This is a genomic window from Citricoccus sp., from assembly GCF_032154715.1.
Taxonomy (GTDB): domain Bacteria; phylum Actinomycetota; class Actinomycetes; order Actinomycetales; family Micrococcaceae; genus Citricoccus.
In genome coordinates, this window is sequence record NZ_JALDXU010000120.1 from 1 (window position 1) to 8,644 (window position 8,644).

Annotated in this window: 8 protein-coding genes; 3 read left to right on the forward strand and 5 right to left on the reverse strand. The window is 68.5% G+C overall.

The window, feature by feature from the left end:
* Positions 1-24 precede the first annotated feature (24 nt).
* Complete coding sequence (locus tag RUH65_RS14400) at positions 25-588, reverse strand: hypothetical protein (RefSeq protein ID WP_313818286.1); 564 nt, start codon at positions 586-588, stop codon at positions 25-27.
* A 292-nt stretch (positions 589-880) separates the two neighbouring features.
* Between RUH65_RS14400 and purU the strand changes: the two genes are divergently transcribed.
* On the forward strand, positions 881-1,729 hold the full coding sequence (gene purU, locus RUH65_RS14405) for a formyltetrahydrofolate deformylase (RefSeq protein ID WP_313818292.1): 849 nt from the start codon (positions 881-883) through the stop codon (positions 1,727-1,729).
* Between the two features lie 37 nt (positions 1,730-1,766).
* On the forward strand, positions 1,767-2,288 hold the full coding sequence (locus RUH65_RS14410) for a gamma carbonic anhydrase family protein (protein ID WP_313818287.1): 522 nt from the start codon (positions 1,767-1,769) through the stop codon (positions 2,286-2,288).
* Positions 2,289-2,294: 6 nt separating this feature from the next.
* Here RUH65_RS14410 and RUH65_RS14415 read toward each other — a convergent pair whose 3' ends face one another.
* The 4 genes from RUH65_RS14415 to RUH65_RS14430 all read right to left on the reverse strand — a co-directional run bounded on the left by RUH65_RS14415 (position 2,295) and on the right by RUH65_RS14430 (position 6,952).
* On the reverse strand, positions 2,295-3,650 hold the full coding sequence (locus RUH65_RS14415; RefSeq protein WP_313818288.1) for an ATP-binding cassette domain-containing protein: 1,356 nt from the start codon (positions 3,648-3,650) through the stop codon (positions 2,295-2,297).
* 61 nt (positions 3,651-3,711) lie between these two features.
* Positions 3,712-4,641, reverse strand: a complete 930-nt coding sequence (locus tag RUH65_RS14420) for a carbohydrate ABC transporter permease (protein ID WP_313818289.1) — start codon at positions 4,639-4,641, stop codon at positions 3,712-3,714.
* Complete coding sequence (locus tag RUH65_RS14425; protein WP_313818293.1) at positions 4,638-5,540, reverse strand: sugar ABC transporter permease; 903 nt, start codon at positions 5,538-5,540, stop codon at positions 4,638-4,640. Before RUH65_RS14425 ends, RUH65_RS14420 begins: the two co-directional genes overlap by 4 nt.
* A 101-nt stretch (positions 5,541-5,641) precedes the next feature.
* Positions 5,642-6,952, reverse strand: a complete 1,311-nt coding sequence (locus RUH65_RS14430) for an extracellular solute-binding protein (RefSeq protein WP_313818290.1) — start codon at positions 6,950-6,952, stop codon at positions 5,642-5,644.
* Positions 6,953-7,138: 186 nt separating this feature from the next.
* Between RUH65_RS14430 and RUH65_RS14435 the strand changes: the two genes are divergently transcribed.
* Positions 7,139-8,641, forward strand: a complete 1,503-nt coding sequence (locus RUH65_RS14435) for a glutamate--cysteine ligase (protein ID WP_313818291.1) — start codon at positions 7,139-7,141, stop codon at positions 8,639-8,641.
* Positions 8,642-8,644: the final 3 nt, after the last annotated feature.

Sequence of the window (8,644 nt, forward strand, 5' to 3'; positions counted from 1 at the left end):
GGTCCCATGGGCCCGGCTCCGACGTCAGGAGGGGGGCCCTCGCGCGTCTCCGTCGAGGGGCGGGTCCGCGGCGTGCTTCCCGGGTCCGGTGGTGGATTGCTCGTCCGTGGCGGTCGCGGGGTGCGCCCCAGCGGCCGGTTCTCGTTCGGAGATGGGGACCGTCGGCGATTCGGACTCCCCGCGTTCCCCGGCTCCTTCGGTCCGCTTGACCGGTTCGGCACCGTCCTTGCGGCGCCCCTCCCGGTCGGTCCGCACCTCGGGGTCCAACCGGTCCGCCTCCCGCAGTCGCGCGTCCAGCGCACCCCGCGACGAGTCGGCGGTCCGCTCACGCTCCTCGGCCTCGACCCGCAGTTGCCGGGCCTGCTCCTCCGCCGCGTCCGCATCGTGACGGACGGCGGAGGCCCGCTCCTCCTCGGCCAGGGTGCGTCCCTGTTGCCGGTCCGCCTCACCGCGGAGGTCTTCCGCGGCCCGGTGGGCCGCCTCCTGCCGCCGGTCCCGACTCCGCTTCGCCCACACGATGACAACGACGATGATGATGACGGCCACCACCACGCCGATGACCCACCACAGCAGCTGCTGGTTGTCCATGACCTGTCCTTTGCTCTCGCCGACGGTGCATCCGCCGAGCGGCCCTGGGGCCGTCCGACCGGTGCCGCCCACTGTGCCATAGGGTGACCTGGGGGCCGAGGCCTGGGCTCCGCCGCCCAGGACCACCACAGCCCAGCACCCGCTCGGGGAACGACGCTGCACTGAGAACAATTTCGTGCCGGGTGATACAAATCACTATGGAGATAGGTATGCTTTCCCCATGAACGCTTCTACCCCTGCCACCGCGTCCCATGCCACCCTGGCCGGTTCGGCCGAGATCACGGGCCACCCCATGGTGCTGTCCCTGTCCTGCCAGAACAGCCGCGGCATCGTGCACGCCGTCTCCGGCGCCCTGCTCTCGGTCCAGGGAGACATCACCGACTCCAAGCAGTTCGACTCCCCGGACACCGGCACCTTTTTCATGCGCGTGGAATTCACCACGCCGGAGAGCCGCGAGACGGTCGAGGCGGCCCTGGAGCCGGTCCGCGAGGAGTTCGCCATGGACCTCGGCCTCTGGGAGGCCTCCCGCAAGACCCGCACCCTGGTGATGTGCTCCAAGGACGGCCGCACCCTCAACGACCTGCTCTTCCAGCAACGCGCCGGGACCCTCTCCGTCGAGATCCCGGTCATCGTCTCCAACCACCTCGAGCTCCAGCCCATGGCCTTCTTCTACGGCATCCCCTTCATCCACATCCCCGTGGCCAAGGACGCTGACGGCAACTCCAACAAGGCCGAGGCTGAGGCCAAACTCCTGGACCTGGTCGCCGAATATGACATCGAGCTCGTGGTCCTGGCCCGCTACATGCAGATCCTCTCCAACGACCTCTGCCGCAAGCTCGAGGGCAAGGCCATCAACATCCACCACTCCTTCCTCCCCTCTTTCAAGGGCGCCCGCCCCTACCACCAGGCACACGACCGCGGCGTCAAGCTCATCGGGGCCACCGCGCATTACGTGACCGCCGACCTGGACGAGGGCCCGATCATCGAACAGCAGGTCCAACGCGTCACCCACGCCCAGTCCGCCCGCGAATTCGTCATCCGCGGCCGCGAGGTCGAAGGCTCCACCCTCTCCCGTGCCGTCAAATGGCATGCAGAGCACCGGGTCCTCCTCGACGGCAAACGCACCGTCGTCTTCGACTGACGGTGATCAGGTGCACCCCGGCACGTACGCTGGTGCCATGGCACACCTGATCACCGTTTCCGGCTCGACACCGGTCGCCCACGAGTCCTGCTTCCTCGCCCCCACCGCCACCCTGTCCGGTGACGTGGCGCTCGCAGCCGAGTCCTCCGCCTTCTACGGCGTCTCAGCGCGCGGGGACAGCGCCCCCATCCGGGTCGGCGAACGCACGAACCTGCAGGACAACGTGGTCCTCCACGCGGATGCGGGCTTCCCCTGCACCCTGGGCCAGGACGTCTCGGTGGGCCACGCCGCCGTGGTCCACGGCGCCACCGTGGAGGACGGCTGCCTGATCGGCATGTCCGCCACGGTCATGAACGGGGCCGTGATCGGGGCCCGGTCCCTCGTGGCCGCCGGCGCCCTGGTCCTTGAGGGCACCGTGGTCCCGCCGCGGTCCCTCGTGGCCGGCGTCCCCGCCAAGGTCCGCCGCGAACTCACCGAGGACGAGCTCGCCTCGCTCGGCCGGAACTCGGCCAGTTACGTGCGCCTGGCCGCGGCGCACCGGGCAGCGACCTCCGAGTAGTCCCTGCTAGCCGTCCTTGGTGGCGGCCAGCTCGATCTCGCGCTCGCGTTCCTCAGTGGCCATCCGCGTGAGTTCGGCGCCCGCATCCGCGTCCCGGGTCAGGTTCTCCCCGGTTTCCGGGTCGAAGATGTGGATGCGGGACGTATCCACCCAGAGGTCGGTGGGCTGACCGGGTCGCACCCGGGACTCCGCGGACAGGGTGGTGACCACTTGCGGTCGCAGCTCGTCGGCGTCCATCTCCGCGGCGAGGTCGGACAGCAGGCGCCGGACCTTCTCGTCCGGTTCGAACTCGATGTAGCCGTACTGCTCGTGCCCCAGCCATTCCAGGTGAGACAGTTCCGCCGTGAAGACCGCCCCCTTGCCCTTCTTGGCCTCGTCCACGAGTTGTGCGTCCTCGAAGAACTCGGGCCGCAGCCCGATCATGAGCAGTTCATGACCCTTCGCCACGGCGGCCTTGTCCGCGGAGATGGGGATGTCACCGATGGGCGAGGAGAGGACGGCGCCGGCCGCCCCGGATCCCGCGGAGCCCTCCTTCAGGGTGGCGGGCAGGAAGTTCATGGACGGGGAGCCGATGAAGCCGGCCACGAACAGGTTCACCGGCTGCTCGTAGAGTTCGCGGGGGCTGGCCACCTGCTGGAGTTCACCCTTCTTCAGCACCGCCACCCGGTCCCCCAGGGTCATCGCCTCGGTCTGATCGTGCGTGACGTACACACTGGTCACGCCGAGCCGGCGCTGCAACTGGGCGATCTCGGCGCGCATCTGCCCGCGCAGTTTGGCGTCCAGGTTGGACAGCGGCTCGTCGAACAGGAACGCATCCGCCTGGCGGACGATCGCCCGCCCCATCGCCACGCGTTGCCGCTGACCGCCGGAGAGGTTCGCCGGCTTGCGCTCCAGATGCTCGGTCAGTTCGAGCATCTCAGCCGCCTTGCGCACCCGGTCGTCCACCGATCCGCCGCCGGACCCGCCGAGGCCTCCGCCGCGGGATCCACCGCCGTTGGCCCCGCCGTTCGCTCCCCCGGTGGCGTCACCGTTGGAGCCACCGGACTTCTTGGCGAGGCGCAGCGGGAAGGCGATGTTCTCGTACACCGTCAGGTGCGGGTAGAGGGCGTAGTTCTGGAACACCATGGCCAGGTTCCGGTCCTTCGGCGCGGCCTCGTTCATCCGCGTCCCGTCGATCTGCAGCTCCCCGGAGGTGATGTCCTCCAGCCCCACGATCATCCGCAACAAGGTGGACTTGCCACAGCCCGAGGGGCCCACCAGGATGACGAATTCACCGTCGGCGATGTCCAGGGACACGTTGTTCACGGCCGGGAAGCCGTCGTCGTATTTCTTGACGATGTTGTTCAGGGTGATGGAGGCCATCGGTGCTCCCTTTCTCTGCTTGCTCTGCTTGCCTGGTGACTTGCGTGCCTGCGATCGCTGCTCAGCCCTTCACCGCACCCGAGGTCAGACCGGCCACGATCTGCTTCTGGAACAGCATGACCAGCAGCACCACGGGGATGGTGACGATGATCGCCGCGGCGGAGATCGCGCCGGTGGGCGATTCGAACTGGGAGGCGCCGGTGAAGAACGCCAAGGCGGCCGGCACGGGTCTGGCCGCCTCGGTGGATGTCAGGGAGATCCCGTAGACGAAGTCGTTCCAGGCGATGAAGAAGGCGATGATGGCGGTGGTGAAGACCCCGGGCAGGGCGAGCGGGACGATCGCCTTGCGGAACGCCTGCAGCGGGGTGGCGCCGTCCACCTGCGCGGCCTGTTCGAGCTCCCACGGGATCTGCTGGAAGAACGCGGTGAGCGTCCAGATGGAGATCGGCAGCGTCAGGGACAGGTACGGGATGATCAGACCGGGCCAGGTGTCATACAGGCCCAGCGTCCGCCACATGTTGAACAGCGGCGTGACCAGGGAGATCACCGGGAACATGGAGACCATCAGGGAGACGGTCAGCACCACCTTCTTGCCCGGGAAGTCCAGGCGGGCGATCGCGTAGGCGCACAGGGTGGCCAGCACCACGGCGATGGCCGTGGCGATCACGGTGATGCCGATGGAGTTCCACAGGGCGGAGAGGAACAGCTGGCGGGAGTCCCCCACCAGGATCTCCTCGTAGTTGATCGTGGAGGGCGTGGTCGGCAGGAACTGCCCGTTGGACAGGTCCCCCGGGGTCTTGAAGCTCGTGGCCAGGATGGACGCCACGGGGAACAGGCACCACACGGCCACGACGACGGTGAGCACCCACCAGCCGATGGCCGTGTTCCGCTTGGCGCGACGGGCCGTCTTCTGGCCCTCCAGCTCCTCCGCGGTCGGGTCCGGCTCGCGGGCGACGCCGCCGGCCGGGGCTCGGGTCGCTTCGACGCTCATTTGCGGCCTCCCTTGGATCCGGCCAGGTCAACGTTGAAGACCTTGATGGCGATGAAGGCGATCAGGGCCACGCACAGGAACAGCACCACGGAGATGGCGGAGCCGAGTCCGATCTCCAGGCGGCCGATCGAGGTGCGATAGGCGAGCAGGGAGAGCACCTCGGTACCGTACGCACCGTTGGTCATGATGAAGATCGAGTCGAACACCCGGAACGCGTCCAGGGCCCGGAACAGCACGGCCACCATGATGGCCGCCTTCATGTTCGGCAGCACCACCCGGCTGAGCCGCTGCCACCAGTTGGCCCCGTCCACGGCGGCCGCCTCGGAGAGGTCCTCCGGGACCTGGGCCAGCCCGGCGAGCAGGAGCAGGGAGATGAAGGGCGTGGTCTTCCAGATCTCCGAGAACATGATCACCACGAGCGAGGTACCGCCCTGGGCGAACCAGTTGAGCTCATCGTTGAACCCGGGCAGCCAGCTGAGCCAGTTGTTCACGTACCCGGAGTCGATGCTGAACATGTAGTACCAGGCGTAGGCCGAGACCACGGTGATGATGCCGTAGGGCACCAGGATCACGGTCCGGACCAGGCCGCGGGTGGACTTGATGGCCTTGTGCATGATCATCGCGAGGATGAACCCGAGGATGAGCTCCACGAAGACGGTGACCACGGTGATCAGGGCCGTCACTCCCAGGGCGCTCCAGAACACTCCGTCCGTGAGGACCGTGGCGTAGTTCCTCAGGCCGATGAACTCCCGGTCCGCCGGGGCCGTCAGGCGGTAATTGAACAGCGAGTCCCAGACGGCCTGCGCCACGGGGTAGAAGATGACGGCCACCATGATGACGAAGGCGGGTCCGGCGAGCCACCAGCCCAGGCGGGCCTCCGCCTTGGCGCGTTCGGAGATCGGTGCCTTGCGGCGGCCGCGGGAGCCACCCGGCGGAGCGGACCCTCGGTGGGGATCCCCGGGCTCCGGGTCGACCGCGGGAACATTCGTGGGAACGGCACTCACAGCAGGGACTCCCCTCGCAAGACTTCCATGATGAACTGGCCGGTCTCGGCCGGGGTGGTTTCCGGGTCAACGGCGCCCGGCGGGGTGAAGCGCTGCTGGATGGCCGTGGACACCTCGTTGTAGTACGGCGTCTGAGGACGCGGCGCGGCCAATTGCAGGGATTCGCGGATGGTCGGAGCCATCGGGAACGCCTCCTCCACGGCCGGGTCGTCGAACGCGCTCGCACTGGAGGGTGGGTTGCCGTTGGTGATGAAGTACTCGGTCTGGTGCTCCGGGGTGACGATGCACTCGATCGCCTCCCAGGCCAGCTCCGGATGCTCGGATGCGGCCCCCACCCCGAGGTTGATGCCGCCCAGCGGCGGGGCCGGTTCCTGGTCCTCCAGCACCCTCGGGTAGAGGGCCCAGCCGATGTCCTCGGGCAGGTCCTCCGGGAGTGCCCCGTCCTCCACGGCGGCATTGGTGGCAGGCCAGACGAACGGCCAGTTCACCATGAAGGAGCCGCCGTCCCCCTGGAAGAGCAACATGGCCTCGTTCTCCTGCTGGGTGGCCAGCCCCGGTCCGCCGAGGCCTTCCTCACCGATGGTGGAGAGAATCTGCGCCGCCTGGTGACCGGCCTCCGTGTCGAGTCCCGTCTGGACGTCCGCGGCGGAGGCCTCCGGGTTCTCCAGGATGTGCCCGCCGGCGGACTCGACCAGCGCGTTGAGCCACACGGTCATGGACTCTGCCCGTGCCCCCTGGACTCCGAGCTCCTTGTCCTGGTCCTGTGCGACCTCGATCAGTTGATCCCAGGTGACCGGTTCCTCCATGTCCAGACCGGCCTCCTCGACGACGGACTCTCGGTACCAGAGCAATTGGGTGTTGGCCCAGAACGGCACCGTGACGAGGTTGTCCTTCCACGTCGCACCGGCCAGCGCCCCCTCCAGGGTGTCCTCGGTGGTCGAGGAGGCCACGTCCTCGGGAACCGGCGCGAGGAATCCGGGCTCGGCCAGCTCGGGGATGAAGGGCGGGTCCAGGGACATGATGTCCATCGAGGTGTCCCCGGCGGCCAGCCGCCGGGTGAGCTGCTCACGCTGGGAGGCGGCATCGGTGGGGAGGATGGACGTCTCGATCCGGTAGGCCCCACCGGCCGCCTCGGTGCACTGTTGCGCGATGGTGGCCTGGCCGCCGTCGTCCGGGTTGGTGTACCAGGTGAGGACCGGGGTGTCCTCCGCCGGCCCACACCCCGCGAGCACCAGGGCTGCCGTGGCCACCACTGCGGCGCTCGCCAGCCGGCGGGTGTGCCTGCCACTCGGTCGGGATTGCCTCATCAGTCGCGTACCTCCGGTCCGGTTCCGTCCCACGGTGCTGCGGCCAGGGCCGATGATCCGTGTGCCACCGTGACCTGCGCCCCGGGCCGAGAACTCGCCTCGGACCTGTGAAGCAGGTCACTCTGACGTGAGCATATGCCCGCCGCGGGTGTTTCCCAAGGGTTCCGGTGCCTTACGCTTCATCCCATGGGCACCGAGGTCGAGTCGAGCACCTATTCCCGGTCCGAGCGGACGCGCTACCGCGAGCGGCTGGAAGGATCTCTGCGGGAACTGAAGGACTATCTGGCCGGCAGCGACTTCTCCGGCGCGGGGCGGATCGGCCTGGAGCTGGAACTGAACCTGGTGGACGAGGAGTCCCAGCCGGCGCCGCTGAATCGCGAGGTCCTGGACGCCATCGACGATCCGGCGTTCCAGACGGAACTGGGCCGGTACAACATCGAGCTCAACCACCCGTCCCTGACCATTCGGGAGCGCGGACTGCGCGATCTCGAGGAGTCCCTGAAGGCGGAGCTGGACCGGGCGGACGAGCGGGCCATCCGGGCCGGGGCGCAGCTGTATGCGATCGGGATCCTGCCCACCCTGGACGGGGAGGACCTGGCCGGTGAGGACTGGATCAGCGAGGGCAACCGCTACTCCGCCCTGAACGCGGCGATCCTCGAGGCTCGGGGCGAGGACATCCTCATCGACATCGACGGCCCCGAGCACCTGTCCTACTACGCCCGGGACATCGCCCCGGAATCCACGTGCACCTCCATGCAGCTGCACCTCGAGGTGACCCGGGAGCAGTTCGGCCCGGTGTGGAACGCGGCGCAGGCGATCGCCGGACCACAGGTGGCCCTGGCCGCGAACTCCCCGCTGTTCCTGGGCAGCCTGCTCTGGGCCGAATCCCGCATTCCCGTGTTCCAGCAGGCCGCGGACACCCGGGGGCCGGAGCTGGCCCGCCAGGGGGTACGGCCCCGCGTCTGGTTCGGCGAGCGCTGGATCGAGGGCATCGAGGACCTGTTCGAGGAGAACATCGCCTTCTTCCCGGCACTGCTGCCGGAGATGTCCGGCGCAACGGGTACCACGGCGGCAGGGGCCCCGAAACTGGCCGAGCTGTTACTGCACAACGGCACGGTCTACCGCTGGAACCGGCCCATCTATGATCCGGGCAAGGACGAGAAGAGGGGCGACGCCGGCACCTCGCCGGCGATTCCGGCCAATCTCAGGGTGGAGAACCGGTTGCTTCCGGCCGGGCCCACGGTCGTGGACATGGTGGCCAACGCGGCCTTCTTCTTCGGCCTGGTCAAATACCTGGTGACCACGGAGGAGAACCCGTGGCAGCGGATGTCCTTCGGGGTCGCGAGGACCAACTTCTACGAATGCGCCCGGCACGGACTGAACGCCTCGGTGTACTGGCCCGGCTACGGGGACGTCCCCGTCACGGAGCTGCTGGACCGGCACCTGCTGCCGGCCGCCCGGCACGGGCTGGAGCTGCTCGAAGTGGAGGACGATGTGGCGGATCACTACCTCGCGGTGCTCACCGGCCGTACCCGGACCGGCCAGAACGGTGCGGCGTGGATGACGCGTGCCCTCGGCCGGTACGAGGAATCCGGCCTGGCCCGCGGCAAGGCGCTGGCGAGCATGGTGGCGGAGTACGGGACGCACATGCGTGGCGGGAACCCCGTGCACACATGGCCCCTGCCGTGACGG